Source organism: Cupriavidus sp. FW305-3-2-15-C-LB2 (assembly GCF_058787575.1).
In genome coordinates this window covers 1-12,174 of record NZ_JBYSZW010000043.1, presented here as the reverse complement: position 1 = coordinate 12,174, position 12,174 = coordinate 1, and the positions used below count along the sequence as shown (strand labels likewise).

Genomic DNA, 12,174 nt, shown 5'->3' with positions numbered 1-12,174 from the left:
CTGCCGCGCGTTTACTGGTAGGTCACTACCACCACGTACGCGTCCGGCGTGCCGCGTTGCCCGGCACGGGCGGGCTCGACGTCCAGCCTTGCCACGCCGATGCGGGCTTGCCCGGTCATCCGGGCAGGCGACAACGGCAACGGCGCCGAGACGATCTGCCCCGACGGCTGCTGGCAGCTCGCCTGCAACTGTCCGGCGGACGGACGGAAGCCGCAGGACGGGTACGAGATTCCCCCAAGGAACGTAATGGTGCCGGTATGCGCGGCAGCGGTGCCGATACCCGCGGCTGCCAGAACGCCCACTGCGACCAGCCGGCCGGCAACGCCGGCGGCCTTCCTGCTGAGTTCGACCGTTTTCATGACTACCCCTCTCTCTTATTGTCAGCGTGGCGCCGAGACAGGGCGCCTCTGAGAACCGGCACAGTGCAGGCCCACGGATCCGCGCGTGGGCCATATTCATCATAGCGACGGTTTCAGAACATTCTTAAGAGTTATGACACTTCTGTGACAATTGAGCCTGGGGACGGCCGCTGCCCTATCGCAGGATCAGCCGCGAGCGGGCAAAGCCTGCATGGGTGCGCAGCGCCTGCATCAGCTGGTCTGACGGCACGCGGTCGAGGTCGGTGACCACATAGCCGGTGTGGCCGCGCGTCTGCAGGTGCTGGCCGGTGATATTCACGCCTTCCTGCGCCAGCAGCGTGTTCAGTGCCGCCAGGGCGCCCGGCGCGTTGCCGTGCACATTGAGCAGCCGCGCCGGCGCGTGCAGCGGGCCGGGATCGACCTCGGGGAAGTTGACGGCGCCGATGGTGCCGCCGGTGGCCAGGAAGTGCGCCAGCTTGGCCGCCACTTCGGTGCCGATATTCTCCTGCGCCTCTTCGGTGCTGCCGCCCACGTGCGGGGTCAGCAGTACGTTGGGCATGTTCTGCAGTTCGCTGACGAAAGGATCGTTGTTGGTCTTCGGCTCCTCCGGGAACACGTCGATGGCGGCGCCGCCCAGGCGCTTCTCGCGCAGCGCCGCGGCCAGCGCGGCGATGTCCACCACGCTGCCGCGCGAGGCATTGATCAGGATCGCGCCCGGCTTGCAGGCGGCCAGGATGCGCGCATCGATCATATTGCGCGTGCGCGGCGTGGCTGGCACATGCAGGGTCACCACTTCGGCCTGCGACACCGCCTCTTCCAGCGATCCCGCGGCGCGCGCGGAACCGTGCGAGAGCCGCGCCAGCACGTCGTAGTAGACCACGCGCATGCCCATCGATTCGGCCAGCACGCCCACCTGCGAGCCGATATTGCCGTAGCCGACGATGGCGATGGTCTTGCCGCGCGCCTCGAACGCGCCGGCGGCGCCCTTGGCCCACTTGCCGGCGTGTGCCAGGGTGTTCTTCTCCGGAATCCGGCGCAGCAGCATCACCGCTTCCGACACCACCAGCTCGGCCACCGAGCGGGTGTTGGAGAAGGGCGCGTTGAACACCGGGATCCCGGCCGTGGTGGCGGCTTCCAGGTCCACCTGCGAGGTGCCGATGCAGAAGCAGCCAATCGAGAGCAGCTCGGGCGCGCTGCGGATGTCGTCGGCGCGCAGGTGGGTGGCAGAGCGGATGCCGACCACGTCGTGGCTGGCCAGCACCTGGCGCAGTTCGGCACCGGCCAGGGCGCCGGTACGGCGCTCGACCTGCAGGCCGGCTTCAGCCAGCCGGGCATTGGCGCTCTGGTGGATGTTCTCGAGCAGGATCGCAGTGGTCACGTTTGTTTTCCGCATGGAGGGTTGGCGGCGCTTGCCGCATCGCCACCATTCTGCGCGCAAAAAAGCCCGTGGACCGGGGAGTCCCTGCTGCCGGCAATGGCACCGGCTGCCTCGCTGGCGTCGCTTCAGCGCGAGTGGCGCGCGTCGCCGCCGAGCGGGTCGACGATGATCATGGTCTGGCGCAGCACGCCGGCATCATCGAAGTAGCAGCTGAAATGCGCGGTCTGCAAGCCATCCTTGTACATGCGCCAGGACCAGGCTTCACGCTTCATCAGGGGGTAGTACTGGATGGGCTCGCGCGGCAGGCCAAAGTGCTCCTGCACGTCCTTCTTGGTCCAGGTCCCGACCTGGGCGCGGTAGATCTCCGTCTCGGTCAGCATCTGGCGATAGTTGGTGAGCTTGCCGCCGGCGTCGAAATCGGCGGCATAGACCTGATGGCCAAGGGGCTGGCGCGACCAGATCCAGCGGCTGGTGCCGTCGGCGAGGCGGTAGGTCTCGGTGGGGGATCCGAATGTACTGCGTACGGCACTTTCCGGGCTGCCGATCATTTGCTTGCCGGTCTGTTCCGGCTGCAAGGTCGCACAGGCTCCGAGCGAGCCGAGCACGACAGCGGCGACGCACAGTTCGCCGATACACCGGGATGGCGTGCGTGATTGCATGGCGCTCTCCTGCGGACGAGATGCCCGCATCCGGCCATTCTCCGTCCGCCAGGCCGGCCCGTGCAACACCGGCTGGTGCCGGGGGCAGCCGGGGCCGGCCGGTCAGTGCTGCGCCGGCGCTGGCTCAGCAGCGTCCTTTCTTGGCTTGTCCCGGCGGGCAGAAGGACTCGTTGCCGTACGGGTCGACGCGGCAGTTGCCCTTCTTTGCCTGCCCCGGCGGGCAGCCCTGGGGGCCGCTGCCGTAGGTGTCATAAGGGGCTACCACGCAGCCACCCAGCAGTGCGCTGCAGGCGACCAGAAGGGCCAGAGCGGATTTCATCGCATTCTCCTTGTTGTGGGGGATTCCGTTTGCGACAGGAGAATAGATGGTGGCAGCGCCTTTGTCTGTAAGGAATAGTGAAAACGGGTCCGCTCAGGGTGAATGCCGGCTACTTGCCCGCGCCGCCGGCGGGGCGCTTCCCGGCTGGCCGGGGCCGGCGCACCGCACGGATCTTGCCGCTGTTGCCGCCGCCGCAGAAGAACTGCTCGCCGCCATCGGACTCCAGCCCCGACACGCTCGCGCCGGCCGGCATGGTGACCGATTCCAGCACCGCGCCCGATTGCGGGTCGATGTGCCGCAGCTCGCTCTGGTCACCTTCCCAGGTGCCGTGCCAGAGCTCGGCATCGACCCAGGTGACGCCGGTGACAAAGCGGTCGGACGTGATGGTGCGCAGGATCGCACCGGTCTGCGGATCGACCTGGTGGATCTTCCGCTCCCGGTACTGGCCCACCCACAACGTGCCTTCGGCCCAGGCAAGCCCCGAGTCGCCGCCGCCGCCCGGCGCGGGGATCGTGGCCAGCACGCGGCCGCTTTGCGGATCGATCTTCTGGATCCGGTCCTCGGCAATCTGGTACAGGTGCTGGCCGTCGAAAGCAGTACCGGCATGGGCGGCGACATCGAGCGAGCGCAGCGTCCTGCCGGTGACCGGGTCCAGGGCATTGAGCTTGTCTCCGCTGGCAAACCAGACCCGCTGGCCGTCATAGCTGACACCGTGGACGTTCTCGACGCCGGGGAAGGGACCATACTCGCGAAGCACTTCGGCTTGTGATCGTTTCATGCTGTCATCCTTTTGGTTTGGGGATGGCTACATGCTAGTCAACCGGCAGCGGCGAGGGGAGTAACAAGGTCGTCGTGAATCCCGGCACCGGCGGCGTCATCCAGCGGCGCGCACGCCCGTGGCCAAGGGACTGGATCTTGCCGGCTGCCGCCAGCGTTTCCAGTGCCCGCTGCACCGAGCGCTGGCTGGCACCCAGCGCCAGCGCGAGAGCGGAGCTGGACCATGACTCGCCATCGGCCAGCAAGGCGAGCACTGCCGCGTGCTTCTCTTCCACCGGCCGCGCCAGCACCACCACCTCGCGCGCGCGGTGCGGCACCAGCGCGAAGCCGCGCCCGCTTGCCGTGACGCCGGCAAATGCGCCAAGCACCGCGCGCAGCCGCCCGATCTCGACACGCAGCCGCGCGCGGTGCGATGCATCGGCGTGCCTGGTGCGGAAGGCGTGCGCGATCAGCGTGTCCCGGGGCACGTCGGCGGGCCAGGCCTCGGCCAGCGCGCGCGCCAGCGTGAACAACACCGGCCGCCTGGCGAGCGGGACCGTGGTGCCTGCGCAGCGCACGGCATAGCGGCACGCGTCCACGACCAGCGCTTTCGATGCCAGCAGCGCTTCGACTTCCTCAAGCAGCAGCGGCCGTTCCTCGCCGCGCGCGATGCGGCGTGCCGCGGGGCTGTGCAGCGCCTGGGCCGCGCTTTCGACCTCGGCGCGCAAGGATGGAATGCCGGCGCGCTGCGCCGCGTGCGCGGCCTGTGCCAGCGCGGTGCGCGCCGGCCGGGTCTGCACGCGCCGCATCGCGATGCCCGCCACGATCAGGGCATGGGTTGTGCGCAATGCGGGCGGGAAGGGAGTGGGGTCAAGCCCGGCAAGCGCCTGCTCGGCGTCGTCGATGCGGCCGATCAGCAGCAGCCGCCGGATCGCGAGATACCGCGCATGGGCGGCGTTGACCCAGTCGCCGTGCGCTTCAAGGGTGGCGCGCGCACGGTCCAGCGTCTTTGCCGGCCAGCCCAGGTCGCGCGAGGCAAAGGCGATTTCCGTTTCGGCCACCACGCACCTGGCGCGCGCTACGGCTTCGCGCGGACCGAAGGCGCGCGCCGCGCTGCGCAACAGTGCCCGGGCGCGGATAAAGTCGCCCAGTTGCGCCATGGCGATGCCGCGCAACGCCAGCGCCGGCGGATCGTCGCGCAGGGCAACCCGGTTCAGCGCGCCAAGCGGATCACCCGCGGCAAGCGCGAGCGCCGCGGCGGCAATGCGTGAGTCCATCCGAATCCCGCCAGAAATCCCGCCACACTTGTCACTCCCACCGTTGGAAGCCGGCGCCTAATCTAGCACACGAACACCAACCAACGGAGGGATGCACGATGACCACACACAGCACCGGAACCCGTGAAGCATGGCTGGCCGCGCGGCGTGAACTGCTCGAGGCCGAGAAGGATCTCACCCGACGCAGCGATGAACTGGCACGGCAGCGCCAGGCCTTGCCGTGGGTTCGAATCGACAAGCCCTACCGGTTCGAGACCGCGGCGGGCAGCGCCTCGCTGGCAGACTTGTTCCAGGGACGTTCGCAACTGTTGGTCTACCACTTCATGTTCGGCCCGGACTACCAGGCAGGGTGCCCGTCCTGCTCCGCGATTGCGGACGGGTTTGACGGCTTTGCCGTCCACCTGGCGCATCACGACGTCACGCTGGCCGCGGTGTCGCGGGCACCGTTGGCGAAATTGCAGGCGTACCAGCGGCGCATGGGCTGGACCTTCCCGTGGGCATCGTCGCAGGGCAGTGACTTCAACACGGACTTCAACGTCTGGTTCAGCGAAGCGCAACAACGCCAGGGCGATATCGACTACAACTACCGGCGCGAGGCGGCATTCGCCTGGCGACCTGAACTGGAGGCCGGCGGCGCAGCGGCCGAGGCCCAGTTTGCTGCCATGTGCGGCACCGATGCCGCAACGTACCAGCGCGACCGACCGGGCATGAGCGCCTTCGCGCTGGAAGATGGCGTTGTGTACCACACCTATTCCACCTATGCGCGCGGGCTGGATGGCCTGTGGGGCATGTACCAGTGGCTGGATCGCGCACCGCGCGGACGCAACGAGGCCGGGGTCTGGTGGCGCCGGCACGATGAATACGAGCAGGGCTGAGGCATTCCATGTCCATCGTACTCACCACGCACAGGCTGGCGCGCTCACGCGGCGCCGGCCCGCGCCTTGCCTTCTTTGGCATCGTGGCCGTGCTATTCATCGCCGGCGGGGCGGCGACACTCGCCTTGCATGCATCCATGCCGGCGATGAGCGCGATGCCGATGCCCGGCGGCTGGACCATGTCGATGGCGTGGATGCGGATGTGCGGCCAGACCTGGGCCCGCACGGCAATGGCCTTCCTCGGCATGTGGATCGCCATGATGGTGCCGATGATGCTGCCCTCACTGGCACCGATGCTGTGGCGCTACCGCCAGGCCCTGGCGACGGCAGGGCAGGTGCGCCCGGGCATGTCGACGGTATTGGCGGGCGCCGGCTACTTCTTCGTGTGGGGCATGGTGGGCCTCGCCGTTTTCCCGGTTGGCGCTGCGCTGGCGGCGATAGCCGTGCAGGCGCAGGGCCTGGCGCGCGCGGTTCCGCTCGCCACGGCGGTGGTCTTGGTGATGGCAGGCGTGCTGCAGTTCACCCCGTGGAAAGCACGGCAGCTTGCCTGCTGCACCAACGCAGCGGGCCGCACGCGCGCACTGCCGGCGGATGCCGGCTCGGCGTGGCGCCATGGCCTGCGGCTGGGCCTGCACTGCACCCGGTGCTGTGCGGGCCTGACCGCGGCATTGCTCGTCATGGGCGTGATGGACCTGCGCGTGATGGCAGCGGTGATGTTGGCGATGACGCTCGAACGATGGGTGCCGGCAGGTGCGCGCGTGGCCAGGCTTGCGGTACGGCTTACCGGGGCCGTCCTGGTCGGCGTGGGCGTGGCTACGCTTGTGCAGGCAGGTTGGGGCGGATGACGGCGGGGTACTAGTGTCCTGTTCCGCAGATACCTTGCCATGAAATCGCCCAGTTGGCCGCCATGCGTCGCTGCTCGTCGTTGCCATAGCTACGGCTATGGCGCCTCCTCGCGCCTAGCCTGACGACCAACTGGACGATTTCACGTTGGCAAGCTATCCGCGGAACAGGACACTAGCCCAGCGCGACCGCGAACAGCGCCGCAATCAGCGGCCGCTCCTTGCGCACCTCCAGGCAGCACAGCGAGTAATCGATCGACAGCAGCGGCTCGTCGACCGGCACCACCTGCAGGCCCGGCAGCGGGATGCATTCGATCTGCGTGACGAAGCTGATGCCCATGCCATTGGCCACTGCATGCAGGATGGCCTCGCGGCTGTTGATCTCCATCACGCAGTTCAGCGCCACGCCATGCTGTGCGCACGCGCGTTCAACCCGGAGCCGGGTCTTCGAGCCCGGCTCGCGCAGGATCACGGCTTCGCCGGCGACCTCCTGCACCGTGATCGAAGCGCGCGCGGCCAGCGGATGGCCGGCCGGCATCACGGCAACGATGCGCTCTCTCCGATACGGCGCGATATGCAGGCCATCGACCGGATCGGGCTCGGCCAGGATGCCGACGTCGATATCGAAATCCTGCAGGCAGCGCAGCACCGAGGCTTCCGAGCCGATGGTGACCGTCAGTTCCAGCGAAGCATGGGTGGAACGGAAACTACGCGCCAGCCCCAGCGCGATCGGCGGTGACACCGCGCCCACGCGCACCAGCCCGGTCTTGAGCTTGTGCGCGCTCTGCAGGAACTGCATGGCCTCTGCTTCCTGCCCGAACAAGCCCTGGGTGATGGCGTAGAGCCGCTCGCCGGTGTCGGTCAGGCGCACGGTGCGGCCTGCGCGCAGGAACAGCTCCACGCCGAAGCGCGTCTCCAGCGCCTTGATCTGGTCGGTCACGGTCGGCTGCCCGATATGCAGGTATTGCGCCGCGGCAGTAAAGCCGCCCGTCCGGGCGACCGCATGGAAGCAGCGGATCGACTTGTAGTACTGGTGGAACATGGGGTCTCGATGGGAGCTGGCCGCCGTTCTGCGCGGCGTGTGCGGCGAGTCTCCCACAGACGCGTGCCGTTGCGTACAGGGTTTCCCCGAGGCCGGCAGCGTGCCGGCGATCCATCGGTTTTGGCGCACCTCGCCGTCAAAGATGCGATTGGACCGGGGGTTTGGCGTCTCCCAAACTTCAGCCACCAGGAAACGCGGCTCAAGCCGCCGCCCAGGCTACCCAGAAAAGAAGTGAGGAGACCCCATGAACCATGCCTACCACAACCCCGTGTCGATCCATTGCGGGGCTGGCAGCCTTGACCGGCTCCCGGCCCTGCTGCACGGCCGGCGCGTCGTCGTCGTGACCTTTCCCGAAGCGCGTGCGCTGGGACTGGTGGCGCGGCTTGAAGCCCTGCTGGGCGCAGACCTTGCCGGGCTGATCGAAGACGTGCAGCCGAACCCGGATGTCGCCCAGTTGTCCGGCCTGTACAACCGCTTCTGGGAAGCCGCCGACGCCTGCGACGCCATCGTTGCGGTCGGTGGCGGCAGCGCGATCGATACCGCCAAGGCGTTGATGGTAGGGACCAGGTCGGGCCGGTTCGATTCGCTGATCAGCCTGCTGGCGACCGGCAAGGCGTTCACGCCGGCGCAGGTCAAGCCGCTGATCGCGGTGCCGACGACTGCCGGCACCGGCAGCGAAGTGACGCCCTGGGCCACCATCTGGGACGCCGCGAACCAGAAGAAGTACTCGCTTCACCTGCAGGCAACCTGGCCCGAAGCGGCCATCGTGGATGCGGAGCTGATGATGTCGGTGCCGCGGGACACCACGATCTCCACCGGGCTCGATGCCCTGTCCCACGCGCTGGAATCGATCTGGAACGTCAACGCCAACCCGGTTTCCGACACCTTCGCGATTTCGGCGGTGGAGGACATCTTCGACACCTTGCCGGAACTGGTGCGCAACCTGGACGACATTGGCCTGCGTGAGCGCATGGCGCTGGCCGCCCTCAAGGCCGGACTGGCGTTCTCCAATACCAAGACGGCACTTGCGCACTCCATCTCCTACGAAATGACGCTGCGCCATGGCCTGCCGCACGGCATCGCGTGCTCGTTCACGCTGCCGATGGTACTTGAAAAGGCGTGGGCACGCCGGCCCGACCGCGACCGCACGCTGCAGCGGCTGTTCGGGCCGGTGCTGGGCGACGGGCAGCAGCGGCTGCGCGCCTTCCTGCAGGACCTGGGCGTGAAGACCGAGTTTGCCGACTACGGCGTCTCCGACGACGAGGCCGGCGCCATGATCGCGCGTGCGCTGGACGGCGCCCGGGGCAAGAACTTCATCGGCGCTGTGCCGGCCTAGTGGCACGACCCCCGGCCGACGGGTGCAGCCGGCCAACACGAGCCCGCAATACGGGCCGACAATACAAGAGGAGAAAAAAATGGAAACTGCCGATCGCATCCAGGCAGGGGCGTTCGTCGCTCCAGCCGAGCATTCGTTCCGGCGCGCCCAGTGGCGCATGCTGCTGGCCGCGATGTTCTGCTACTTCTTCTTCTACACGGGGCGGCAGACCTTTGGCTTCGCCATTCCCGGCATCCAGCAGGAATTCGGGTTTTCCAAAGAAGCGCTGGGCTGGGCCTCCACCTGCCTGCTGTGGTGCTACGCCATCGGGCAGGCCATCAACGGCAACCTGGGTGACAAGTTCGGCGGCCGCCGCGTGATGACCGCCGGCGCGATCCTGTCGTGCGCGGCCAACTGGGTGGTCAGCTTCGCCGTCGGCTTCAAGAGCCTGGCGATTCCCTGGGGCATCAACGGCTACTTCCAGGCCCTTGGCTGGGCGCCCGGCAGCCGGCTGCTGTCGAACTGGTGGGGCGCCGAAGAGCGCGGCAAAGTCTACGGCTTCTACGTGTTCGCGGCCGGCTGCGCCTCGGTGCTGTCGTTCGTCACCTCGATCGTGGTCGTGAATATCCTGCACCTGGACTGGCGCTGGATCTTCCGCCTGCCGGTGCTGCTGATGCTGGTGGGCGGCATCACCTTCTTCCTGATCGTGCGCGAGCGGCCGGAAGACCTTGGCTTCAAGTCGCCCGATACCGGCGTTGCCAAGGCCGAGGGTGCGGAGAAGGCCACCGCAGTCGAGACCGATGCCGGCGAAAGCTCCTGGTCGCGCTACAAGGCCGTGCTGCGCAACCCGCGGCTTCTGATCGCGGGCCTGTCGATCGGTTTCCAGAATGCCGCGCGCTATGGCCTGATCGTCTGGGTGCCGGTCCACTTCCTGGGCAAGAACTGGAAGAGCGCCGAGACCCTGATCGACCCGGCCTGGATCTCGGTGGCGCTGCCGGTGGGCATGGCCTTCGGCGCGCTGTCCAACGGCTGGATTTCCGACCGCCTGTTCGGCTCCAGCCGCAGCAAGGCCATCATGCTCTACATGGTGCTGGGTGCGATTGCCTCGATGATCATGTACCAGCTGCCCACGGGCATGGGCGCGATCGTCGCGCTGTTCCTTGCCGGCTTCTTCGTGTACGGCCCCGCCTCGTCCTTCTGGGCGCTGTGCCCGGACCTGGTCGGCGCCAAGCGGGCCGGCACCGCCACCGGTATCCTGAACTTCTTCTCGTACCTGCTCGCAGGCCTGGGCGAACCCCTGATCGGCCGCATCCTGGACCAGTCCGGCAATACCTCGCTGGTGTTCCCGATCGTGGCAACCAGCTGCATCATCAGCGCCGTGATCGCGGCCTTCATCCGCCGCTGAGCGCGCCGGGCCGGCGCCTTGCCGGCCCGCCCGCGACGGCTGCATCTCCTTCCACACACTGCTCAAGACCCGAGAGGGCAAGCTCATGACCGCATTGCAAGCCATTGCCGAAATCCGCCACGAAGCGCTGCGCATCGCCGGCGAGAAGATCTACCGCGAAGACGTGATCGAGGTGACCTATCCGTACACCGGCGAAGTCATCGCCACCGTGCCGAAGGCCACGCTCGACGAAGTGCGCCGCGCCTACCGCATCGCGCGCGACTACCAGCCCACGCTGACGCGCTATGAACGCTACAAGATCCTGATGCGCGCCGGCGAGATCATCGCCTCGCGCCTGGACGAGATCTCGCGCACCATCACGCTGGAATCCGGCCTGTGCCGCAAGGATTCGCTGTACGAGGTGGGCCGCGCCTCCGACGTGCTGCTGTTTGCCGCCAACCAGGCGCTGGTCGACGACGGCCAGGTGTTCTCGTGCGACCTGACCCACCACGGCAAGAGCCGCAAGGTCTATACGCTGCGCGAGCCGCTGCTGGGCGTGATCACCGCGATCACGCCGTTCAACCACCCGTTGAACCAGGTGATCCACAAGGTGGCGCCGGCGGTGGCCACCAACAATCGCATGGTGCTCAAGCCCAGCGAGAAGACGCCGCTGGCGGCCTACCTGCTGGCCGATATCCTGTATGAGGCCGGGCTGCCGCCGCAGATGCTGTCGGTCATCACCGGCGACCCGCGCGAGATCGCCGACGAGATGCTGACGCACCCGGACGTGGACCTGGTGACCTTCACCGGCGGCGTGCCGATCGGCAAGTACATCGCCGCCACGGCCACCTACAAGCGCCAGGTGCTGGAGCTGGGCGGCAATGACCCGATCATCGTGATGGAAGACGCCGACCTGGAAGAGGCCGCCACGCTGGCCGCCAGCGGCTCGTACAAGAACTCCGGGCAGCGTTGCACGGCGATCAAGCGCATGCTGGTGCATGAGTCGGTGGCGGACCGCTTTGTCGACCTGCTGGTGGCGAAGACCGAAGCGCTCAACTATGGCGACCCCATGGACCCGAAGGTGGACATGGGCACGGTCATCGACGAAGCCGCGGCGATCCAGTTCGAGGCGGTGGTCAATGAAGCGATTGCCGCCGGGGCCACGCTGCGCTACGGCAATATCCGCCGCGGTGCGCTGTACTCGCCGACGGTGCTCGATCATGTCGATCCCGAAATGACCGTGGCCAGGCATGAGACCTTCGGGCCGGTGTCGCCGGTGATCCGCTTCAGGGACATTGAAGATGCGATCCGCATCTCGAATGGCACTGCGTACGGGCTGTCGTCGTCGGTCTGCACCAACCGGCTCGACTACATCACGCGCTTCGTGCGGGAGCTGAAGGTCGGCAGCGTCAATGTGCGCGAGGTGCCGGGCTATCGCCTGGAGCTGACGCCGTTCGGCGGCATCAAGGATTCCGGACTGGGCTACAAGGAAGGCGTGCTGGAGGCGATGAAGAGCTTTACCAATACCAAGACGTATTCGCTGCCGTGGTAAGCGGCGGTGGCCCGTGCGCCGGGGGCGGCAGCGCAGTTCGTCCCTGCGCTGCCTGCCCCGGCGCGTAGTTTCTGCTGGTGTCTCCGGTAGCCGGGGCCAGGTGGGGTCTCCGGCACCGCCACCCCGGATTTGGCCGCCTGAGCAGGCGGCTGCTTTGTTTTCAGGCGGCGCTGTCCTGCGCCGCATCCCTGTTTCCGAGCTTTCATGACAAGCATTCAATCCGTTGTGCACGAAGGGCGGATGTTCCCGCCATCCCGCCACGCCAGCGCCAAGGCCGCGATCCCCGGCATGGACGTCTACCAGGCGCTGTGCGACGAAGCCGAGCGTGACTATGAAGGTTTCTGGGCGCGCCACGCGCGCGAGCTGCTGCACTGGACCAAGCCCTTCACCAAGGTGCTGGACCAAAGCAACGCACC

The 12,174-nt window shown here is 67.5% G+C and carries 13 protein-coding genes; 6 read left to right on the top strand and 7 right to left on the bottom strand.

The window, feature by feature from the left end; translation table 11 throughout:
- Positions 1-11: 11 nt before the first annotated feature.
- From AC3WRR_RS25880 to AC3WRR_RS25855, 6 genes are all read right to left on the bottom strand, one after another.
- Positions 12-359 carry a hypothetical protein gene (locus tag AC3WRR_RS25880; protein WP_011616821.1) on the bottom strand — a complete coding sequence of 116 codons (348 nt, stop codon included), beginning with the start codon at positions 357-359 and terminating at the stop codon, positions 12-14.
- 175 nt (positions 360-534) lie between these two features.
- Entirely contained in the window at positions 535-1,752 is a 1,218-nt protein-coding gene (serA, locus tag AC3WRR_RS25875; RefSeq protein WP_011616822.1) for a phosphoglycerate dehydrogenase, read from the bottom strand.
- A gap of 110 nt (positions 1,753-1,862) precedes the next feature.
- Positions 1,863-2,396 carry a hypothetical protein gene (locus AC3WRR_RS25870; protein ID WP_010813487.1) on the bottom strand — a complete coding sequence of 178 codons (534 nt, stop codon included), beginning with the start codon at positions 2,394-2,396 and terminating at the stop codon, positions 1,863-1,865.
- Between the two features lie 124 nt (positions 2,397-2,520).
- A complete protein-coding gene (locus tag AC3WRR_RS25865) occupies positions 2,521-2,715 on the bottom strand; it encodes a lipoprotein (protein WP_010813486.1) in 195 nt (64 codons plus the stop codon).
- Between the two features lie 109 nt (positions 2,716-2,824).
- The gene (locus tag AC3WRR_RS25860) at positions 2,825-3,493 is read right to left on the bottom strand and encodes a Vgb family protein (protein WP_492298528.1); all 669 of its coding nucleotides are present in this window, start codon (positions 3,491-3,493) and stop codon (positions 2,825-2,827) included.
- Between the two features lie 34 nt (positions 3,494-3,527).
- Complete coding sequence (locus AC3WRR_RS25855; protein WP_010813484.1) at positions 3,528-4,748, bottom strand: hypothetical protein; 1,221 nt, start codon at positions 4,746-4,748, stop codon at positions 3,528-3,530.
- Positions 4,749-4,846: 98 nt separating this feature from the next.
- Here AC3WRR_RS25855 and AC3WRR_RS25850 point away from each other — a divergent pair, with 98 nt between their 5' ends.
- Together AC3WRR_RS25850 and AC3WRR_RS25845 are read left to right on the top strand one after the other, a co-directional pair.
- Positions 4,847-5,623: a DUF899 domain-containing protein gene (locus AC3WRR_RS25850; RefSeq protein WP_010813483.1), complete on the top strand. Its 777-nt coding sequence runs from the start codon at positions 4,847-4,849 to the stop codon at positions 5,621-5,623.
- A gap of 8 nt (positions 5,624-5,631) precedes the next feature.
- The gene (locus tag AC3WRR_RS25845; RefSeq protein ID WP_492298526.1) at positions 5,632-6,468 is read left to right on the top strand and encodes a DUF2182 domain-containing protein; all 837 of its coding nucleotides are present in this window, start codon (positions 5,632-5,634) and stop codon (positions 6,466-6,468) included.
- A 172-nt stretch (positions 6,469-6,640) separates the two neighbouring features.
- Here AC3WRR_RS25845 and AC3WRR_RS25840 read toward each other — a convergent pair whose 3' ends face one another.
- Complete coding sequence (locus tag AC3WRR_RS25840) at positions 6,641-7,507, bottom strand: LysR substrate-binding domain-containing protein (RefSeq protein ID WP_492298525.1); 867 nt, start codon at positions 7,505-7,507, stop codon at positions 6,641-6,643.
- Positions 7,508-7,751: 244 nt separating this feature from the next.
- Here AC3WRR_RS25840 and psrA point away from each other — a divergent pair, with 244 nt between their 5' ends.
- The 4 genes from psrA to AC3WRR_RS25820 all read left to right on the top strand — a co-directional run.
- Positions 7,752-8,843 (top strand): iron-containing alcohol dehydrogenase PsrA, encoded by a 1,092-nt coding sequence (psrA, locus tag AC3WRR_RS25835; protein ID WP_492298523.1) that lies wholly within the window; start codon positions 7,752-7,754, stop codon positions 8,841-8,843.
- Positions 8,844-8,922: 79 nt separating this feature from the next.
- On the top strand, positions 8,923-10,227 hold the full coding sequence (locus AC3WRR_RS25830; RefSeq protein WP_010813479.1) for an MFS transporter: 1,305 nt from the start codon (positions 8,923-8,925) through the stop codon (positions 10,225-10,227).
- Between the two features lie 85 nt (positions 10,228-10,312).
- Positions 10,313-11,758, top strand: coding sequence for a phosphonoacetaldehyde dehydrogenase (gene phnY, locus AC3WRR_RS25825; RefSeq protein ID WP_010813478.1), 1,446 nt, complete (start codon positions 10,313-10,315; stop codon positions 11,756-11,758).
- A 204-nt stretch (positions 11,759-11,962) separates the two neighbouring features.
- Positions 11,963-12,174 (top strand): acetyl-coenzyme A synthetase N-terminal domain-containing protein (locus tag AC3WRR_RS25820; protein ID WP_492298521.1); only part of this gene is annotated, 212 nt, incomplete at its 3' end.